13 protein-coding genes, 4 tRNA genes and 1 pseudogene are annotated in these 17,058 nt (G+C 67.9%); 9 read left to right on the forward strand and 9 right to left on the reverse strand.

Features of this window, described 5'->3' with window-relative positions:
* Positions 1 to 678: 678 nt before the first annotated feature.
* The gene (locus H4W80_RS16395; protein ID WP_337960012.1) at positions 679 to 1,992 is read right to left on the reverse strand and encodes a pentapeptide repeat-containing protein; all 1,314 of its coding nucleotides are present in this window, start codon (positions 1,990 to 1,992) and stop codon (positions 679 to 681) included.
* Positions 1,993 to 2,378: 386 nt separating this feature from the next.
* On the opposite strand from H4W80_RS16395, the pseudogene H4W80_RS16400 reads away from it, so the two are divergent.
* The 4 genes and pseudogenes from H4W80_RS16400 to H4W80_RS16415 all read left to right on the forward strand — a co-directional run.
* A pseudogene (locus H4W80_RS16400) lies at positions 2,379 to 3,746 on the forward strand (IS481 family transposase); the annotation flags it as partial.
* Between the two features lie 213 nt (positions 3,747 to 3,959).
* Positions 3,960 to 5,360, forward strand: a complete 1,401-nt coding sequence (locus tag H4W80_RS16405) for a replication initiator (RefSeq protein WP_192785893.1) — start codon at positions 3,960 to 3,962, stop codon at positions 5,358 to 5,360.
* On the forward strand, positions 5,357 to 5,545 hold the full coding sequence (locus H4W80_RS16410; RefSeq protein WP_192785894.1) for an excisionase family DNA-binding protein: 189 nt from the start codon (positions 5,357 to 5,359) through the stop codon (positions 5,543 to 5,545). Before H4W80_RS16405 ends, H4W80_RS16410 begins: the two co-directional genes overlap by 4 nt.
* 2 nt (positions 5,546 to 5,547) lie before the next feature.
* Positions 5,548 to 6,756, forward strand: a complete 1,209-nt coding sequence (locus H4W80_RS16415) for a tyrosine-type recombinase/integrase (RefSeq protein WP_192785895.1) — start codon at positions 5,548 to 5,550, stop codon at positions 6,754 to 6,756.
* Positions 6,757 to 6,828: 72 nt separating this feature from the next.
* Here the strand turns inward: H4W80_RS16415 and H4W80_RS16420 are convergent.
* Positions 6,829 to 6,903, reverse strand: a tRNA-Val gene (locus H4W80_RS16420).
* Between the two features lie 548 nt (positions 6,904 to 7,451).
* On the opposite strand from H4W80_RS16420, the gene H4W80_RS16425 reads away from it, so the two are divergent.
* Positions 7,452 to 7,868, forward strand: a complete 417-nt coding sequence (locus H4W80_RS16425; protein WP_103958541.1) for an SsgA family sporulation/cell division regulator — start codon at positions 7,452 to 7,454, stop codon at positions 7,866 to 7,868.
* A gap of 6 nt (positions 7,869 to 7,874) precedes the next feature.
* Here H4W80_RS16425 and H4W80_RS16430 read toward each other — a convergent pair whose 3' ends face one another.
* Entirely contained in the window at positions 7,875 to 8,432 is a 558-nt protein-coding gene (locus H4W80_RS16430) for a DUF305 domain-containing protein (protein ID WP_318786898.1), read from the reverse strand.
* A 291-nt stretch (positions 8,433 to 8,723) separates the two neighbouring features.
* Here H4W80_RS16430 and H4W80_RS16435 point away from each other — a divergent pair, with 291 nt between their 5' ends.
* Positions 8,724 to 9,950 carry an LVIVD repeat-containing protein gene (locus tag H4W80_RS16435; RefSeq protein WP_378526580.1) on the forward strand — a complete coding sequence of 409 codons (1,227 nt, stop codon included), beginning with the start codon at positions 8,724 to 8,726 and terminating at the stop codon, positions 9,948 to 9,950.
* Between the two features lie 510 nt (positions 9,951 to 10,460).
* On the opposite strand, the gene H4W80_RS16440 is transcribed toward H4W80_RS16435, so the two are convergent.
* The 5 genes from H4W80_RS16440 to H4W80_RS16460 all read right to left on the reverse strand — a co-directional run bounded on the left by H4W80_RS16440 (position 10,461) and on the right by H4W80_RS16460 (position 12,823).
* Positions 10,461 to 10,535: transfer RNA gene (locus H4W80_RS16440), tRNA-Val, on the reverse strand.
* Positions 10,536 to 10,539: 4 nt separating this feature from the next.
* Positions 10,540 to 10,610 (reverse strand) — tRNA-Cys (locus H4W80_RS16445).
* Positions 10,611 to 10,625: 15 nt separating this feature from the next.
* Positions 10,626 to 10,697, reverse strand: a tRNA-Gly gene (locus H4W80_RS16450).
* 82 nt (positions 10,698 to 10,779) lie between these two features.
* Entirely contained in the window at positions 10,780 to 11,505 is a 726-nt protein-coding gene (locus H4W80_RS16455; protein WP_192785898.1) for an SDR family NAD(P)-dependent oxidoreductase, read from the reverse strand.
* A 109-nt stretch (positions 11,506 to 11,614) separates the two neighbouring features.
* On the reverse strand, positions 11,615 to 12,823 hold the full coding sequence (locus H4W80_RS16460; protein WP_192785899.1) for a hypothetical protein: 1,209 nt from the start codon (positions 12,821 to 12,823) through the stop codon (positions 11,615 to 11,617).
* 111 nt (positions 12,824 to 12,934) lie between these two features.
* Here H4W80_RS16460 and H4W80_RS16465 point away from each other — a divergent pair, with 111 nt between their 5' ends.
* The 3 genes from H4W80_RS16465 to hutH all read left to right on the forward strand — a co-directional run bounded on the left by H4W80_RS16465 (position 12,935) and on the right by hutH (position 15,840).
* Positions 12,935 to 13,489 carry a hemerythrin domain-containing protein gene (locus H4W80_RS16465; protein WP_192785900.1) on the forward strand — a complete coding sequence of 185 codons (555 nt, stop codon included), beginning with the start codon at positions 12,935 to 12,937 and terminating at the stop codon, positions 13,487 to 13,489.
* A 70-nt stretch (positions 13,490 to 13,559) separates the two neighbouring features.
* Positions 13,560 to 14,267 carry an ArsR/SmtB family transcription factor gene (locus tag H4W80_RS16470; RefSeq protein WP_192785901.1) on the forward strand — a complete coding sequence of 236 codons (708 nt, stop codon included), beginning with the start codon at positions 13,560 to 13,562 and terminating at the stop codon, positions 14,265 to 14,267.
* A gap of 22 nt (positions 14,268 to 14,289) precedes the next feature.
* On the forward strand, positions 14,290 to 15,840 hold the full coding sequence (gene hutH, locus H4W80_RS16475) for a histidine ammonia-lyase (RefSeq protein ID WP_192785902.1): 1,551 nt from the start codon (positions 14,290 to 14,292) through the stop codon (positions 15,838 to 15,840).
* Here hutH and H4W80_RS16480 read toward each other — a convergent pair.
* Positions 15,837 to 17,006, reverse strand: a complete 1,170-nt coding sequence (locus H4W80_RS16480; protein WP_192785903.1) for a Rid family hydrolase — start codon at positions 17,004 to 17,006, stop codon at positions 15,837 to 15,839. The two genes, hutH and H4W80_RS16480, sit on opposite strands and share 4 nt — an antisense overlap.
* Positions 17,007 to 17,058: the final 52 nt, after the last annotated feature.

Raw genomic sequence — 17,058 nt, forward strand, 5'->3', positions numbered from 1 at the left:
AGCCATACCGGGCCTGCCGCGCCAGGGCAAGCCGTCGTTCGCGTGTACATGTATCCCGGTGACCTTCCGTGTGCGCTGGTTGTCCTGCGTGCAGGCGGCGGCTTGCCCTGGTGCGACTGGTCTGGTGTCCCTAGGGGTGACCGGCGAGGAGAGGACCACCCAAGCACCCTGACCATCTCCGAGGAGGGCCGGGGTTTGGGGCGGAGCCCCATACGCCTTTCTTTTCCCTCACTCCTGGTGGAGCTCCTTCCTCGCGCAGGCCCGTGAGTCTTTGCAGCTCAGACCGCGGACACAGGGGCTGCGAGCGGGCCGCTTGTCGGCTTCTGCCGTGTGGTAGGAGATCGAGGGACATGGAGGGGAGCAACGCTTCCAAGCCGTACCTGACCCCATCCCCTCTCGGTGGTGCCGCTTGCCGGCACGCGCGCCGCCGCGGCGGGACCGGCCGAAGAGCCGGAGCCCGCCGCGAGCGAGCGCGCAGGTGCAAGGGCTTGGCTTGTCAAATGGTCACGCGCGGCGGTGTGCTGTCGGCAAAGGAGAAATAGTCGGAGGGATGGGCTTGGTGAGGCTGATGCTGGCTCTGTGAAGATTCTTGATCGTCCGAGCTGGCTGGGGCCGAGGTGGTTACCGAGCTGCATTGCTGTACGCCATGGGCGTCTTCCCTTAGCCTTCCCGGATGCCTTAACATTCTACTGCATCTTCTGTCACGCTATCGGTTGTGGCCAATAACAGTCCCGGTGCTTGTTCCGGCAAGTGAGCAGTCCAACTGCCCCATTGGACTAGCCTCAAATCAACTACGCCGCCGGAAAACTTCGCGTCCCGGAAGAGAGGCGCGTAGTCGAAGATGGAGTTATCAAAGGCAACTGTGCTGCCAGCAAAGTCAGCGTTGGCGAACGCAATGGAGCTGCCACGAAACGTGGCGCGATCAAACCGGACCATGCCACCCGAGAAGATTGAGCCGGAGAAGGTGATAGCCCCAGTAGCAAACCTCGCGTCTTCGAAGCTGAATATCCCAGCGGAGAAGGTCGCGCCTCCAAAGCTGACATAGCCACCGGAAAAAAGAGCGCCTATGTAGCTGATAGACCCGCCAGAGAATGCCGCATTGTGGTAACTGACGGTGCCATTTGAGAAGGTGGCTCCATCGAAGCTGACTCTGCCGCCGGAGAAGCTCGCGCGCGGGAATCTGACTTTGCCGCCAGCAAACGTGGCCTCGTCGAAGCCGACTGTGCCGGCCGAGAAGGCTGCGTCCTCGAAGCTGACAGTGCTGCCAGAGAAGGTCGCGCGCAGAAACCTAACTTCACCGCCAGAGAAGCTGGCTCCATCGAAACTGACCGTGCCCCCTGAGAAGACGGCTCCATCGAAGGTCACCCTGCCACCGGAGAAGACGGCTCCGTCGAACCTCACCTTGCCGGCGGAGAACACGGCGGTTGCGAAGCTCGCACGCGTGTCGAAAGTGACACCCGTGAAATCGAAATCGTGACCATGCCATGGGATAGGCGCACCACGTTGAAGGTGCGCACTGATCAGGCGGATTGCGGTGGCCCGAACCTCGGCCATGCCATGCCATGCGACCAAACCTTCCGGGTTGGTCGCGTCTGGCCTGGATCCGCGAGGCATTCTCAGGTAGGCGCACAGCACGTCAATGCACATTTGACGTCCCCCCACCCAGTCGTCGGCCAGAGAGGCAAGCGCGTGGATGCCGGCTAGGCGCACGGCCCCGCTTTCGCTGCCGAGTTTGTCGGCGGCCTTGTCGAACCGTTCGGCGTACAGCTTGGCCTGTTCACGTTGCTCGCCAACCTCAGTGACCCGCTGCTTCCGGTAGGCGACGATCAAGGCCACCACGCCACCGGTTCCAGCTACGATGGCCAACGAGATCTTGATAACCTCAAGGACTTCGGTAACTGTCACCGACTGGCCAGATCGGTTGGGAACGCCCAGCCAAGCAAGCGCCGCCCATATGAGCCCTACCGATAAAGCCACAGCCCCGACGAGCATGACCGTCAACGCGGCTGAGATCGGGGCCAACCGGATGTGTGTTGGTGGCCGATGGAACCACCGGCCGGGAGATCGCGGCATAGCGCAACAATGCCTGCAGAACTGACGTTTGTCAGCCGATAGGGAAGACGGATGTCGTCTGGACTCCTGCACGGAGGGGTAGGCGAGACGTATCCCCGCTGATCATGTTAGTGCCCGCCGCAGCGCGGCGGGCTTGAACCCGCAAGGAAAGTTGTAACAGGGCGACCAGGCATCACATTGTCCTGTCCCGGGACATGCTTGACACGTCGATCCCAAGACATCGGTGACAGGTGCTGTTTTCGGCCAGTCTGGCGTGCGTCGTTGCGGCGTCGCGCGTCAGGAGGCCGGGATTGGCCCTGGTGGATATGTCCGTTGTCGAGCAGCGGTATCGGGCTGTGCTGGCGGTGCTGGCCGGCGGCTCTGTGACCGAGGTCGCCCGCGACGTAGGAGTGGCGCGGCAGACGTTGTCGGGCTGGGTGTCGCGCTATCGGGAGTCGGGGTTGGGCGGTCTGGTGGACCGTTCTCGGCGGCCGCATTCGTCTCCGTCGCAGATGAGGGCGGAAGTAGAGGTGCTGGTGTGTGAGTTGCGGCGCCAGCATCCGCGGTGGGGTCCGGTCCGGTTGGCGCATGAGGCTGGGCGCAGGGGTGTGGATCCGCCGCCGTCGCGGATGGGGGTGTATCGGGCGCTGGTGCGCCATGGCCTGATCGAGCCGGGTGCTGGGCGGCGTAAGCGTGTCTTCCGTCGCTGGCAGCGTGAAGCGCCGATGGAGTTATGGCAGATGGACATCGTCGGCGGCGTGTTCTTGGCCGATGGTCGCGAGGTGAAGGTGGTCACCGGCGTCGACGACCACTCCCGCTTCTGCGTGATCGCCAAGGCGGTGGTGCGGGCCACCGGTCGGGCGGTCTGCCTGGCCTTTGTCGAGGCGTTGCGGGCGTTCGGGGCGCCGGGTGAGGTGCTGACGGACAACGGCAAGCAGTTCACCGCGCGGTTCGGCCATGGCGGTGAGGTGCTGTTCGACCGGATCTGCCGGGACAACGCCATCGTCCATCGGCTCACCCAGCCGCGTTCGCCGACCACGACCGGCAAGGTGGAGCGCTTCCATCAGAGCCTGCGTCGCGAGCTGCTGGATGATGCCGGTCCGTTCGAGGACCTGGCGGCGTTCCAGACGGAGCTGGATGGTTGGGTGGAGCATTACAACACCGCCAGGCCGCATCAGAGCCTGGACATGGCGGTCCCGGCCGACCGGTTCGCGCCGGTGAGCGCGGCCGAGCGGGAGCTGCTGCCGCTGCGCCTGCCGACCATCCTGGCCGCGCAGCCCGATCCGGTGCCTGCCGCTCAGGAGATGGCGTCCGACGTTTCGTCTGCGGCGTCGAAGCGCCGGGAAAGCAGCAACGAGGACATGCAGGTGGCCAGGCGGCCGACGACACCGGCGGCGTCGTGGTCGGGCGGGCCGATCGAGTTCGACCGGGTGGTGCCGGCCAGCGGCAACCTGGGCGTGGCGGGCAAGCAGTTCTGGCTCGGGCCGGCCCGCGCCGGTCAGGTGATCACTTTCTGGGCGGATGTGAACGTGATCCATCTGCTGGTCGGCGGGGTGCGGCTGAAAAGCCTGCGCTCACATCTGTCCACCAACGACCTGGCCCGTCTGTTCGCCGATGGTGGCCGCCCGGCGGGGCCATCGCCGCTGCCGCAGGCCGAGAACGACGCGGTGGTGGAGGTGGAGCGGACGGTGAACAAGTACGGCCTGGTCAGCCTGGCCGGCCGGTATCTGCTGGCTGCCGAGATCCTTGGCGGGCGCCGGGTCACCATCCGGATCGAGGAGAAGACGCTGATGTTCCTCGACCCCGACACCCGGCAGCTGCTGCGGGACGATCCTCGATGGCTCCGGCCAAGAGCACGAACAGTGGATTAGGTGCCCGACCTGTGACGGCACTGGAGAAGTCGAACAGTGAGCACGCCCACCGTGCTGGCTGAATGCGTCGGGCCGGTCGTTCGCGACCTGGCCCGACGCTCCGGCAAAGACCTCTCACGCTGGATGGAACAAGTGCACCGCCTGGGCGGCTGCACCGAACCGGTCCGCCTGGTCGGCGAAACCATGACCTTGGATGCCGCCTCCGGTCAGGTGCTGTCCAGCTACACCACCGCCACCGAACCCCACGGGCAACTCCTGGTCCGGTGCGGCAACCGGCGCGCCTCTCGCTGCCCCTCGTGCGCGGAGCTTTACCGGCGCGACACCTTCCATCTGATCCGCGCGGGCCTGCTCGGTGAGGAGAAGGGCGTGCCGGCCACAGTGCGCGCTCACCCGCGCGTGTTCGCCACCTTGACGGCGCCCTCGTTCGGCCCGGTGCACCGCGGTCCGGACAAGGACGGCACGCGCCGCGTCTGCCACCCGCGCCGCAACGGTCCGGCATGCTTCAAACGGCACAAAGCCGATGACACGCGGCTGGGCCAACCCCTCGACCCCGACTCGTATGACTATGTTGGGCACGTGCTGTGGAACGCCCATGCAGGCGAACTATGGCGCCGCTTCACCATCTACCTACGCCGCCATCTGGCCGCCGCCGCGGGCTGTACCCAGACGGCGTTCAACAAAGCGGTCCGGGTCTCCTTCGCCAAGGTCGCCGAATACCAAGCCCGCGGCGTGGTCCACTTCCACGCGGTGATCCGGCTCGATGGTCGCACCGATGATCTGGCCGACGTGGTCGAGCCACCCTCGTGGGCCACCCTTGACGTGCTGGATGGCGCGATCCGCTCGGCCGCCACAGCGGTCAAGCTGGAAGCCCCCGACCTCGGCCAGCCCACGCAAGAGCTCACATGGGGCCGCCAGGTCGACGTCAAAGCCATCCAGACCAGCGAGTTCGATGGCGCCCTGTCCGAACGAGCGGTAGCGGCCTACGTGGCCAAGTACGCCACCAAAGCCGCCGAAGCCTCCGGCACTCTAGATCGCCGCGTCTACCCGCAAGACCTCGCCCGGCTCCACGAGCATGGCGCCACCATGCACGCGGCACGGCTGATCCGCACCTCCTGGGCGCTCGGCAACCCCGATAGGCATCCAGAGCTCACGGGGCTGCGGCTGCGGAAGTGGGCTCACATGCTCGGCTTCCGGGGGCACTTCTCCACTCGCTCGCGCGCCTACTCGACCACCTTGGGCGCCATCCGCGCCGAACGCGTCGACTATCGCCGCGCCGAGCTCCTCGACGCACGTCCTGAGCTGGTCGAGGGTTCCACGCTCGTGCTTGCGCACTGGAGCTTTGCGGGCCAGGGCTACACCCCGGGGGAATCGTTCCTGGCCATGTCAGGCATCAACGCGCCACCAGTCAGCGCAGCGCGAAAGGAGGTGTGTTCATGAGCGTGATCACCAAGCGATGGCACAGCACGGCTGAGGTCGCCGAGATGCTCGGCTTCGGGTTGACCAAGGCCAAGTTCCTCGTGCTGTCCGGCCAGATTCGCAGCGTGAAGGATGGCCGCCACCGCAAGATCTTGCCCGAGTGGGTGGATGACTACGTACGCGCCAAGATCGCGGAAGGAGAGTGATAGTGAGCCGCAGAGGCAACGGTGAAGGATCCATTTACCCGGTCGCGGGTGGCTATCGCGCCTTCGTCTGGGTGACCACGCCCGAGGGCGTGAGAAAGCGCAAGTATGTCAAGCGCAAGACCTACGAGGAGACCCGGCAGGCGTGGCGGGAGCTCAAAGCCCAAGTGGACAAGGGGCCTGTGGCAGTCAACGCGCCGACCTTGGCCGTGTTCCTGCTCTATTGGCTGCGTGAGGTGGTCGAGCCCAACCTGGCGCCTTCGACCTACGCCAGGTACGAGACGTTCGTCCGGCTCTACATCACACCTGGACTCGGTCACCGCCGGGTGGACAAGCTCACGGTCAAGCACGTCCGCGAATGGCTCAACGCACTGCGCCGCACCTGTCAGTGCTGCACGCAGGGCAAGGACGCTGCTCGATCAGAGCCGCGCTGCTGCGCACTCGGCAAGTGCTGCCAGAGCGTGCCGGCCGAGCGCACGATCAAGGACATCCGTGACACGCTCCGGGCCGCCCTGAGTATCGCCATCACGGAGGAGATCATTTCCAAGAACGTGGCGAGTGCGGTCCGTCTGCCTACCCCGCGCAAGCACAAGCGGAAATGGTGGTCGGTCGAGGAAGCACGCCAGTTCCTGGAAGCCGCGCGGCAAGTTCGCGACCCCCTGTTCGTCATCTACATCTTGATCCTGGTGTTGGGCCTACGGCGAGGCGAGGCGCTCGGGCTCACCTGGGATGACGTGGATCTCGACACGGGCGAGATCACGATCGTCTGGCAACTGCAACGCGTTGGGCGGCAACTCCATCACCGGGAGACTAAGACGCCGGGCTCTTCGGCCATCCTGCCGATCCCGGACGTGTGTGTGCAGGCGTTGAAAGAGCGCGCCGAACAGCAAGCTGCCGACAAGAAGGCCGCAGGCGACGCGTGGGTGAGTAGCGATCTCGTGGTCACGACCAAGCACGGCACGCCGTACGAACCCCGCAACTTCAACCGGCACTTTCATGCCGCCTGCCAGCATGCCGGCGTGCGGCTGATCAAGGTTCACGACACGCGCCGCACGTGCGCCTCGCTCCTGGTCGCGTTGGAGGTGCATCCCCGTGTCGCGATGCAGATCCTCCGGCACAGCAAGATCGCTGTAACGATGGACATCTACAGCGAAGTACCGACAGAGGCCACCAGGAACGCTCTCAGACGACTTGGTGACAGCCTCGACCGATAGAGACTGCTGCACTTTGCTGCTGCACAAAGATCAAAAGGGCCACTCCCTGTAGTGGGATGTGGCCCTTGATCGTGGTGGGCGATACTGGGATCGAACCAGTGACCTCTTCGGTGTGAACGAAGCGCTCTCCCGCTGAGCTAATCGCCCGCCCTGTCGGCTCCTTGCGGTGCCGACGGGGAAAACCATACCGCACTCTGGCACCTGCTGGCGAAGCGAAGCGATCGAGCGGTGGATGCGGGGTAGATCCGAGGTGAATCCGGGTGGTTCGCAGGTGGCTCCGCGGTTGCTCTGGGGTTGCTGAGGGGAGGATCGGGGGAGGTTCCGGGGTGAGGACGACGGGGCCGTGGGAGGGATTCAGGTGAAACGCGGCGGTTGCCCACCGGCGGGGTGGGTCGGTGGCATACCATCGTCCTGTTCCGTTAGGCACCGATCGCGATCATTTGGCGAGAAACGTTCATGGTCGGCGCGGCGGGACAGGCTCCACAGCACGCAAAACCCTCGTAAATACGACCCGTTTTGATCCCGTTTAGCCTGGTAGATGCCTAAATGTCCAGCTGTGATGTGCGTTACAGAAGGCCCCTGGAGCGGAATCTTTCCTACAGGTTTCTTCGTTCCGCGTCATAGCTCAGGACGAAGTCCGTCAGAGCAGTGAAAGCCCCGAAGAGGGGACCTACGACGAAAAGGTTTGGCTGACGATGAACAGCACCACCGTCTCCGCCGAGCTTGGCCTTCGGCTTGTGGTCCCCGACCGTACTACCGTCCCCCTGCTCGCCGGACTGAGTTACACAGCCGACGATCCTTACGCCATACGCATGGCCTTCCACGTGGGGAATGACGAGCCGGTCGAGTGGATCTTTGCTCGCGAACTGCTCACTGTGGGCATCGTGAGGCGTGTCGGCGACGGCGACGTGCAGGTGTGGCCCGCGCGCGCCGATGGCGAGCGCACGTTGCACATCAGCCTCACCTCCCCGTTCGGGCAGGCGCTCTTCGAGGTGCCGCTGGCCCCGCTCACCGAGTTTCTCCACCGTACGTACGAGAAGGTCCCCGCGGGCCGTGAGACGGACTACATGGACCTCGACGCCGAGCTGACCAACATGCTCTGGCCCTCCTGACCCTCTCTAGCCAGGCAGCGTTTCCAGGACTTCGCGCATGCGGGCGATCTCGATGCTCTGACCCGAGTACACGTCCTTCGCCATCAGCCGCATGCGCTGGTCCCGGCCGGTCGCCAGCTCCTCCCCCGCCATCTTGACCGCTCCCTCGTGGTGCCTGGTCATCAGCTGCAGGAACATGCGGTCGAAGGCCGCCCCCTTTGTCGCGCGCAGCGCGTTCAGCTCCTCCTGCGTCGCCATGCCGTACCCGGCCGCCTGGGTGTGCGTGTGATCGTCCGGGGCGGTGCGGCCGAGCTCGGCCAGCCAGCCCGTCATGGCCTTGATCTCCGGGGTCTGGGCGGCGGTGATCTGGCGGGCGAACGCGCGGATGGTCTCCGTCGTCGTACGGTCGTTCACCAGTGAGGTCATCTCCAGGGCCTGGCGGTGGTGGGGGATCATGGCCTCGGCGAAGCGCACGTCCGAGGCCACCGTCGGTCTGGGCGTCTGCCCGACCCGCTCCCCCGGCGTCGCGGTACGGCCCGGCGCCCCCGGACTCCCCGGCACGATCACCGGTGCCCCCGTGCCCACGGGGGAAGGACCGGCGGGCTCCTGAGAGCAGGCGGCAAGGGCAATTGTGGTCACAACTGTGATGAAGACCGCACGCGGGCGCGTACCCACTGACATAGCTTCCATAGTGAACTACGAGACAAAGGGGAATGCGCGTTGATCTCTGCCAAGTTGCGCGGAGCGTTGTTGTGTACGGTACTGCTGTTAACCTCGGCCTGCGCGGCGGGGCAGACGGCGTCCGGAGCATCGACGCCCGACACCTCCACGCAGGAGACCAGCGCTCCAGCCGGTAAGCCGTCCTCCACCGGTGACGTGATGACGAGCGACAACGTCAAACTCGTCGCCCAGATGCGCCGGCCCGCCCCGCTGAACGGCCGGGACGACATCAACACCGACCTGGCGTTCCAGGGTGACTACGCGTACGTGGGAAACTTCGGCGGGTTCGCGATCTACGACATCAGCAACCCGACCAGACCTCAGCTGGTGAGCACGGTGTCCTGCCCGGCCCAGCAGAACGACGTCTCGGTGTACGGCGACCTGCTCATCCTGTCGATCGACGAGCCGCGCAGCGGCGAGGGATGCGACTCCGGCGAGGACAGCCGCGACTGGGAGGGGTTGCGGATCTTCGACATCAGCGACAAGAAGAGCCCCAAGTACCTCAGCGCGGTCAGGACCGACTGCGGCTCGCACACGCACACGATGGTCCCCGCCGGGGAAACGCTCTATGTGTACGTCTCCTCGCCCGGCCCCGAGCCCGAGTCGAAGACCTGCCCCCCGCCCCACGAACTCATCCAGATTGTAGAGATCCCCACAAAGTCGCCTCAGTCCGCAAAAATCGTGGCGAAGCCGGATATCTTCCCTGAGCGGCAGCACTCCGAGCTCGCCTCCGGCTGCCACGACATCACCGCGTACCCCGAGAAGAAGCTGGCCGCGGCCGCCTGCTTCGGCGACGGCGTGCTCCTCGACATCTCCGACCCGGTCAATCCGAAGGTCCTCCAGCAGATCACCGACACGGAGAACTTCCAGATCTGGCACTCGGCGACGTTCAACAACGATGCCACGAAGGTCGTGTTCAGCGACGAGCTGGGCGGCGGCGGCCAGGCCACGTGCGACAGCAACACGCCGCGCACGAAGGGCGCGGACGCCGTGTACGACATCGTGGGCGGCAAGCTGGAGCGGCGCGGATACTTCAAGATCCCCCGGGATCAGCAGGAGAACGAGAACTGCGTGGCCCACAACGGCTCCCTGATCCCGGTTCCGGGCAAGGACATCATGGTGCAGTCGTGGTACCAGGGCGGGGTGTCGATCTGGGACTTCACCGACTCGGCCAACCCGAAGGAGATCGGCTACTTCGAACGCGGCCCGTTCCCGGGTGGCGGCATCGCCGGGTCGTGGTCGGCGTACTACTACAACGGGTACATCTACTCCAGCGACATCATGGAGGGGCTGGACGTCCTGCAGATCAACGACCCTCTGACGGACCCGGCCAAGAAGGTCAAGATGGACGACTTCAACGTCCAGACCCAGAAGTCGTACTGAGCCGAGAGGCGAGAGGCGAGAGGCGAGAGGCCAGAGTCGACTGCCAGTCGCCGCTTCAGGTCGTCGCCTCTCCAGGGTTGGGCGCGGCTCACCGGACCGAGGGGGGCTCCCCCGGTCCGGAGCACGCGCTGAGGGCTCGTCCGGGCGTCGTCACCACATGACGATGTCCTCGGGTGAGGGCGGTGGGCCACTCGGTCGGCGTCAGTGAGGCTGGCCGCCGGTCACCCCCCGCGTGGGGGTACCGGGCCGGGTGCTCACCGCCGCATGGGGGTGGCGGGCCGCCGGGTGGTCGCCGCCAGAGGAAGGCGGCAGAGGCGGTCGGTCGCCCCCCGATGCGAGCGGCAACAGCGGCCAACGCCAAGGGAGGGCAGCGGGGCGGCCGGTCGCCGCCCGCGTGAGGGTGGCGACCGGCGGAGTGGGGCGGGTTGGGGCTGGTGGGAATGGTCTGATCAAGGCGGAACAGCAAAAAGCCCCAGCCCCGGCGGGTGCCGGGGGCTGGGGCTTTGAGCATGGTGGACGATACTGGGATTGAACCAGTGACCTCTTCCGTGTCAGGGAAGCGCTCTCCCGCTGAGCTAATCGTCCTTTGAGGTGGCGACGGGATTTGAACCCGTGTGGACGGCTTTGCAGGCCGCTGCCTCGCCTCTCGGCCACGCCACCGAGCCGGAAGCTCCGAGCGGAAGACGGGATTCGAACCCGCGACCCTCACCTTGGCAAGGTGATGCTCTACCACTGAGCCACTTCCGCGTCCGCCCCCGTCCAACCGGGGCGACGAGAGAACTCTAGCGAATCCTGGCCGAGTACCCAAACTGGATTACGCTCGCCCAGGTCACGTGTGGCCCCCGTTAACGGTGATGCGCTGGCCGGTGACGAACGCGCCACCCTCCGAGGCGAGGAACGAGACGGCCGCCGCGACGTCGTCAGGCGTGCCCATGCGGCCCAGGGGCACCTCCGCGAGGTAACCGCTCTCGTCGAGACCCGCGTGCCGCTCCACCGGGATCCAGCCGGGGGCGACGACGTTGACCGTGATGCCGTGCGGGCCCAGCTCGCGGGCCCAGACCTCGGTCATGGCGTGCTGGGCGCTCTTTGCCGCGATATAGGCGGACATGCTGGGCAGTTTGCGGTCCACGACGTCCGAACCGATCTGGATGACGCGCCCGCCGCCGTGTTCTTTCATGCCCGGCAGCACCGCCTGCACCAGCAGTGTCGGGCTCTTGACGAAGAACTCGAGCTGGTCGAGCTGCGCCTGCCAGGTGAGATCCTCCAGCGCGATGTACGGCTGCGGGCCGGTCGCGTTGGCCACCAGGACGTGGACCGGGCCGAGGCGCTCAGTGGTGGCGGCGACCAGGGACGACACGTCGGGCTCATGCGTGATGTCGGCGGCGAACGCCTCCGCGGTGCCGCCTGCGGCGCGGATCTCGTCCACCACCCTCGTGGCGCCGGCGGCGTCCCGGTTGTAATTGACGGCGACGGCCAGGCCGTCGGCGGCCAGCCGGCGCGCGATCACGGCACCCAGGCCGCGCGACGCACCGGTCACGAGGGCGACTGCTGTCATGAGACCCGACTCTAGCGACGAGCGCCAATGACGGGCGCCGGTGACGACCACCATCGGCCCCGGGGCCCAGTCAGCTTGATGCCTGGCGGGGAGCGCCGTAGGCCCGTTTCTAGCGGCCTCGCGGCCCGCCGGACACCCCCGCCCCGTACGGTGCCTCCGTCTCGAGGCGGTAGTCCCGGCCGGAGACGGCGCGGTTGGCCTCGATGACGCGCTCGGAAGGCGGCCGCTCCCCGTCCGCCAGCGCCTGCCGCATCCTCCGGAACCGCTCGTGCTCCTCCAGCACGTACCCGGTCCCCAGCGTCGTGCGGTCCGCCTGGGTGGCGAGCAGGTCCCGAAGGTAGGCCTTGTTCGGCTCGAACGTCATCGGCGGCGGGCACGCCTGGGCCAGCACCTGGTCGGGATCGCGCCCGTCGAACCGCCGGAACAGCTCGGCCGCCAGCCGCAGGTGCTCCAGCTCCATGGTGAGGTGCAGCTCCCAGACGCCCTTCACCCGGGGATCCGACTCGGTCTCCATGAACGAGTAGTACAGGTAGCACTCGTTGTACTCGTGGTTGAGCAGCCGCTCCCACCAGCTTTCGCCCCCGTCGGCCAGCGACTCGTAGTGGGTCAGGTGCCCCTCCTCGACCAGCCCGATCTCCTGGTAAAGCCGGCGGGCCTCGGGCTCCAGGCACATGGGGCCGGCGTTCATGGAGAAGTTCATGATCTGCTGCTCGACCGCCATGACGGTGAGCGCGTGCAGCCGCGACAGCGGCTCGGTCTTCCCCCTGTCGTACGGCTCGCGCACGTTGTCCACCGGATCCCGGTGCTGCAGGTGCGTCGGCCGCCCCGGCATCACCTCGGTCACCCGGCCCACGATCTTCTCGGCCGCGCGGTGCTCGATCATCTCGTACAGGTTCGCGTACCGGTAGAGGTGGTCGAGGTGCTCCAGCAGGCCGAACTGGTAGGCCTGCTTCAGATAGTCGTCCGGTTCCATCCGCGCCGCCCACGCCGTCAGGTCCACCGCCGCCTGCTCGTAGGCGATCGTGGTCTCCAGCACCGACGACAGCCCCGGCATCAGCCAGTTGACCACTTTCTGCTGCTGCGCCTCGATGTAGCGCACCCGCGCCAGCTGCTGCCTGATCTCGGTGTCGGGGCAGTGGCGGGCGAGCTGGTGGTTGAAGAAGATCGCCTCCGTCTCGATCGCGTTCATGGTGACGATGCGGCAGCGCGTGTAGGGGTCGGTGTGGTCGGGGTCGATCGGCGTGACGTTCAGCTCGTTCCAGTGGCGAAGCTGGTCGTCCAGCGGGATTCCCCGCTCCTGCAGTGGGTCGAAGGCCATGTCGCTGCGCTTACCCGAGGTCAAATGCGGCAACCTCCGCTTTCGGTCCTCTGACGGCCCGCGTTCGGTAAGGAAGCGCGTGCCCGCCGGAGGCCCGGGTAGGGCGCGGGCGTGGGTGAACAAGATGTCATCGATTTGCTGGTGATCCAGCACAGCCAGATCAGGGACCTGTTCGACGAGGTGGAGCAGGCGCCGCCGGACAAGGTGGAGGAGGCCTTCGAGCGCCTCACGCGGATGTTGTCCGTGCACGAGACGGCCGAGGAGGAGATCGTCCATCCGTACGCGCGCAGGAAGCTCGACAACGGGCAGGGCGTCGTGGGCGATCGCCTGACCGAGGAGAACCGCGCCAAACGGCTCCTCCTCGACCTCCACAAGGGCGGAGTGGACCATCCGCACTTCTGGGAACGGCTCGGCGAGCTGCGCCTGGCCGTGACCGCGCACGCCCGCAGCGAGGAGCGGTACGAGTTCGTCAAGCTGCGCGCGAACACCTCCGTGGTCGAGCGGCGGGCCATGGCCGCGGCGGTGCGGGCGGCCGAGAGCCTCGCCCCGCTGCGCCCGCACCCCGGCACGGAGAGCGCCACCAAGAACATGCTGGTGGGCACGCCGATCGCACTGATGGAGCGGGCGCGGGAGCTGATCGGCAAGGCGCTCGGCAAGCGCGGCTGACCTTTCCACGCACGAACGCGTGCCGACCCTTCGGTGCGCGTCGAAATGTCGCCGTACTAGCGTCGTACGCATGGAGTACATCGCTCGTGACGCCGACATAGCGCCCGTCGCCGCGCTCATCGCGGACCCGACCAGGGCGGCCATGCTGACCGCCCTCCTCGGCGGGCGGGCCCTGGCGGCGGGAGAGCTGGCCAGGGTGGCCGGGGTCAGCGCCGCCACGGCGAGCGCCCACCTGTCCAGGCTGCTCGACGGGCGGCTGGTCGACGTCGTACGCCAGGGCCGCCACCGCTACTACCGCCTGGCCGGGCACGACGTGGCCGAGGTGCTGGAGGTGCTGGCCAGGGTCAGCGCCCGCCCGCCCGTACGCTCCCTGCGCCAGTCCAGGCAGGCCAGGATGCTGGAGGAGGCCCGCACCTGCTACGACCACCTCGCGGGACGGGCCGGGGTGGGGCTGCTCGACCGGCTCGCCGAGGGCGGCTACTACGCGGCGCAGGACCTGACCGAGGCGGGAGAGCGGCTGCTGGCCGGCATCGGCGTGGACGTGGACGGCGCGCGCAGGTCGCGCAGGCGGTTCGCGCCCGAGTGCCTGGACTGGACCGAGCGCAGGTCGCATCTGGGCGGGGCGCTGGGGGCGGCGATCACCGAGGTGCTGTTCGAGCGGGACTGGTACCGGCGCGGGAAGGTGCCCAGGGCGGTGGTCCTCACCGACGAGGGCAGGGAGGGGCTGTCCGCATTGTTCCCAAGTAAGGAGCTAACATCGGGTACGCCGGTTACCTAGCGAGCAGCGAGAGAGACGCCCCATGCGCGACAACGAAGTCGTGAACGTCGGCCCCGAGCCCCTGACCTTCGACGACGTCATCCGGGTGGCCCGCCACGGAGCCCCCGTACAGCTCACCGACGACGCCCTGGCCGCCATCTCGGCGGCCCGCCAGCGGGTGGACGAACTGGCCGAGAGCCCGACGCCCGCGTACGGCATCTCGACGGGCTTCGGAGCCCTGGCCACCCGCCACATCGACCCGGCCCTGCGCGCCCAGCTCCAGCGCTCGCTGGTGCGCTCCCACGCGGCGGGCAGCGGACCCGAGGTCGAGACCGAGGTCGTGCGCGCGCTCATGCTGCTGCGCCTGCACACGCTCGCCACCGGCCACACCGGCATCAGGCCCACCACGGCCAAGACCCTGGCCGCGCTGATCAGCGCGGGCATCACGCCGGTCGTCCACGAGTACGGAAGCCTCGGCTGCTCGGGCGACCTCGCGCCGCTGGCGCACGTCGCGCTCACGCTGATGGGCGAGGGCGTCGTACGCGACGCCTCCGGGAACCTCCAGCCGGCCGGCGAGGCGCTCAAGCAGGCCAATATCGACCCCGTCGAGCTGGCCGCCAAGGAGGGCCTGGCGCTCATCAACGGCACGGACGGCATGCTCGGCATGCTCATCCTGGCCATCCACGACCTCACGGCGCTCGTCAGGACGGCCGACGTGAGCGCCGCGATGAGCGTGGAGGCGCTGCTGGGCACGGACCGGGTGTTCATGCCGGAGCTGCAGGCGCTCAGGCCGCACCCCGGCCAGGCCCTGTCCGCCGCCAACATGACCAAGGTCCTGCGCGAGTCCGGGATCATGGCCAGCCACCGCGACCCGGAGTCCTGCACCCGCGTCCAGGACGCCTACTCGCTGCGCTGCGCGCCCCAGGTCGCCGGGGCCGCCCGCGACACGATCGCGCACGCCGCCACCGTGGCCGGGTGGGAGCTGGCCAGCGCCGTCGACAACCCCGCCGTGCTGGCCGACGGCCGGGTCGAGTCCAACGGCAACTTCCACGGCGCGCCGATCGCGTACGTCCTGGACTTCCTGGCCGTGGTGGCCGCCGACCTGGCCTCGATGTCGGAGCGGCGTACCGACCGGTTCCTGGACGTGGCCCGCAACCACGGCCTGCCGGCGTTCCTGGCCCACGACCCCGGCGTGGACTCGGGTCACATGATCGCCCAGTACACCCAGGCGGCCATCGTCTCCGAGCTCAAGCGCCTGGCCGTGCCCGCCAGCGTGGACTCGATCCCCAGCTCGGCCATGCAGGAGGACCACGTGTCCATGGGCTGGTCGGCCGCGCGCAAGCTGCGCAGGTCGGTGGACGGGCTCACCCGCGTGCTGGCGGTCGAGGTGCTCACCGCCGCCCGCGCGCTCGACCTGCGCGCCCCTCTGGAGCCCGCGCCCGCGACCGCGGCCGTCGTCAAGGCGCTGCGCGAGACCGTGCCCGCCCCCGGGCCGGACCGCTTCCTCGCGCCGGAGATCGAGTCCGCCGTACGCCTGGTCGCCGAGGGCGGCGTGGTGGCGGCGGCCGAGTCGGTCACCGGGCCCCTGAATTAGCCGGGGAGCGCGACGATCAGGTCCACCTCCAGCACCAGCCCCGGCCGGAACAGCCTGGACACCTCCACGGTGGTGCTGGCCGGGGGCGTGCCGGTGATGTACCTCGCACGGACCCGTCCGTAGTCGAGGAGCTGGTCCATGTCCGTCACGTACGTCCGGATGAACGCGATGTCCTCGAACGTCGCCCCCTGGTCGGCCAGGATGCGCGAGATGACCTGGAAGATGTGCTCGGACTGGGCGGCCATGGATCCTTCGCCGACGATGTTCCCCTGCTCGTCGAAGGCGGCCTGGCCGGAGACGTAGAGCATGTCGCCGACGCGCACGGCGTGGGAGTAACGGCCGTTCGTGGCGGGGATCGTGGACAGGTTCAGCGGCACCGCGCGACGGGCGGCGCCCCCGTCAATGTGCCCGCCGACGTGCTCGGCGATCGCCGTCAGGTCGCGCTCCCCCAGCCCGGCCGCCCGCGCCTGCTGCAGCCTGGCCCGGGCGGCGCCGGCCATGGTGGCGCCCTCCCAGGCGCCCAGCTCCAGGTCCTTGGCCGCGTGCCCCAGCGAGTAGCGGGTCTCGGCGGACGGCACGCGCAGCCGCTCGGCGAGGGTGCCCAGCGGGGTGCCCGACAGCACGCCGGCCAGCGCGTCACGGTCCACGCCGTGCGCCTCCCCGTACGCGAACGTCTCCGCCAGCAGCACCTGGGCGGGCACGATCGCGCTCATGACGGCGATCTTCATGGCCGCGCCCGCGCCCAGCGGCCCGAGCTCCCGCACCGCCCCGAACACCGACAGCACCTCGCGGCAGCCCGACACGTCGCCGCCGGCCAGCACGGTGAGCGTGCCGTCGGCCGCGGGACCCACGCTGCCCAGCACCGGCGCGTCCACCAGGCCCACCTCGGCAGGCAGCAGCGCGCGCAGCTCGCGCACCGCCTCCGGGCCGATCGTGGACATCTCCACCACCGTCGCGCCGGGCCGCAGCCCCGGCAGCGCCGCCGTCAGCACCTCCCGCACCGCGGCCGGGTCGCTGAGCATGGTGATGACCAGCTCGGCCCCGTCCACGGCCTCCGCCGCGGTCACGCCGCTCCCCCGCCGCCACGTCGTCACCTTGTACCCGGCCCGGGTCAGCCGCCGGGCCATGGGGACGCCCATGCGTCCCTGTCCGAGAAAAGCAATCATGTGCCACAGTCAATCTGTACGCGTGGTATTCCACCACCGACTAGATTGCATA

It is taken from the genome of Nonomuraea angiospora (assembly GCF_014873145.1).
In the GTDB taxonomy this organism is placed as follows: domain Bacteria; phylum Actinomycetota; class Actinomycetes; order Streptosporangiales; family Streptosporangiaceae; genus Nonomuraea; species Nonomuraea angiospora.